Annotated in this window: 1 protein-coding gene and 1 pseudogene; both read right to left on the bottom strand. The window is 70.8% G+C overall.

Annotation, left to right across the window (positions count from 1 at the left end):
* Positions 1 to 1,034, bottom strand: a 1,034-nt coding sequence (locus D7W79_RS41745; RefSeq protein WP_147442351.1) for a serine/threonine-protein kinase, incomplete at its 3' end; no start/stop codon positions are given.
* A 139-nt stretch (positions 1,035 to 1,173) separates the two neighbouring features.
* Positions 1,174 to 1,758, bottom strand: a pseudogene (locus D7W79_RS44160) (hypothetical protein); the annotation flags it as partial.

Here is a 1,758-nt window from a genome sequence, read left to right as displayed (position 1 = left end):
GTGGGGTTGGTGCGCGTGGCCCGCAGGGTGCGGCGCAGCTTGGCCAGGTGCTGACGCAGGGCATCCGCGGAGTTGGGGCGCGTCTCCGGGTCCTTGGTGAGCATCTGCAGGATGAAGGCGTCCACGGCGGGCGGCAGGTCGGGGACGAACTCCGACGGCCGGGGCGGGCGCGCCTCCACGTGCTTCATGAGCAGGTCCACCGGGGAGCTGCCGATGAAGGGCAGCCGGCCGGTGACGACCTCGAAGGTGACGACGCCCATGGCGTACAGGTCCGTCATGGGTCCCACGGACTGGCCGCGGGCCTGCTCGGGTGCCATGTACTCCGGGGTGCCGACGACCATGTCGGTGCGCGTCTGCGCGGTGCGGCCGGTGGGCCCCTCGCCGCGCTTGGCGAGCCCGAAGTCCAGCAGCTTCACGTAGCGCGAGCCGTCCGGCTGGCGCACGAGGAAGATGTTGCTGGGCTTCAGGTCGCGGTGCACCACGCCCGCGCCGTGCGCGGCGCCCAGGGCGGCGAGCACCTCGTCCAGCAGCGACAGGGCCTCCGGGACGGGCAGGCGGCCCTTCTCCGCGAGGATGGCGTCCAGCGGCTGGCCTTCCAGGTACTCCATGACGATGTACTGGCGACCGTCCGGGAGCTGGCCGAAGCCGAAGATGTCGATGATGCCGCGGTGGCGGATGGCGTTGACGGCGCGGGCCTCCGCGAGGAGGCGGGCCACCTGTTCGGACGAGTGCGCCAGCTCCGGGCGCAGCACCTTCACGGCGACGCGCTTGCCGATGAGGGGCTGGATGCCGTCGTAGACGAGCCCCATGCCGCCCACGCCGATGCGCGAGCGCAGCTCGTACTCGCCCAGCTTCAGGCCGATGAGGGGGTCGGTGAGGGCGATGGCTTCGTTACCGGGGTGCTCCACGATGACCTTCGGTTCCGGTGGAGTCGGATGGAACGACGACAGCACGACGGTGCCATCGCGAGGGCACACCGCCGTCTCGGACGGAACGGTGAGGCCGCAGGTTTCGCAGATCAGCTCGGAAGACATCTCCACCGCGGCGGAGCGTAACAGGTGAAATCCCGGGAAGCGAAGTCACGGCCCGTGGATGCAGGGCAAGCAAACAAGCACCTGCCCCCGGGTCTCGTTTTCTCACCCGCCGCTGTCACCCAGCGGGCGATGCGGTGGGTCAGGGCGTTCCGGCGTCGACGAAGGTGCAGCCGACGAAGTCCTGGGTGAGTCCGATGGGGCCCGCGTTTCCGCCAATGCTCGCGCCTCCTGCTCCTCCCTGTCCCATCACGACCTGGCTGTCGTGGATGGCGACCCCCGCATCCCCCAGACACCAGACGCTGACGGACGGACCGCCTGCGCCACCACCTCCGGCGCCACCCGGCCCACCCGCGCCACCCTTCGCCCCGTTTCCACCATTGCCGCCATAGACCGTGTAGACCGGGCCCGCGTCGTTCACGCGGAAGTTGGTGGTCGCTCCCTGCCCACCCGAGCCTCCCGGAGCGCCATCCCCTCCAGGGCCACCGGCCATGCCTTCTCCTCCCATGCCGCCCTGGCCCGGCTGGAGCTGAGACGTGCCGGAGACCGTGACGCGCGAATCGATGATGACGAGCGCGATGGACGCGCCGCCATTGGAACCGCCGTTGCCGGGCTGTCCGCCACAGCCGCCCGCTCCACCGCTGCCTCCGGAAGCAGCGCCCGCCGTCGAATCATCCGGCACGGTCGGCACGGAGCTGGCGGAGCAAGCACCGCCGCCACCTCCTCC

This window comes from Corallococcus exercitus, from assembly GCF_003611585.1.
Lineage (GTDB): Bacteria > Myxococcota > Myxococcia > Myxococcales > Myxococcaceae > Corallococcus > Corallococcus exercitus.
Note: the sequence above shows the minus strand (reverse complement) of the source record. Positions and strands in the feature narration are given on the sequence as shown.